The organism is Mycobacterium persicum (assembly GCF_002086675.1).
Lineage (GTDB): Bacteria > Actinomycetota > Actinomycetes > Mycobacteriales > Mycobacteriaceae > Mycobacterium > Mycobacterium persicum.
Window position 1 is genome coordinate 1 of record NZ_MVIF01000345.1, and the last position, 277, is coordinate 277.

Sequence of the window (277 nt, forward strand, 5' to 3'; positions counted from 1 at the left end):
CCACGTCCGCCGGCTCCGCCGGAGCCGCCCGGGCCGGCCAGCCGCCCGGCGGCGCCGCCGGCCCCGCCGGCGCCGCCGGCGGCGTTCATGCCGCCGCTGAAGCCGCCCGCGCCGCCATGACCGCCGCCGGCGCCGACCAGCCCGGCCAGCAGCCCGGCGGCCCCGCCGGAGCCGCCGGCCCCACCCGCGCCGTTCAACGAACTCCCGCCGGCCCCGCCGAGGCCGCCGCCACCCAACAGGCCACCGGCGCCGCCGGACCCACCGAGCCCGCCGACAC

At 85.9% G+C, this 277-nt stretch carries 1 protein-coding gene; it reads right to left on the reverse strand.

Going from position 1 to position 277, the window contains the following annotated elements; genetic code table 11:
* Positions 1–277: hypothetical protein (locus BST40_RS33700; RefSeq protein WP_208618972.1), on the reverse strand; the 277-nt coding region annotated here is incomplete at both ends.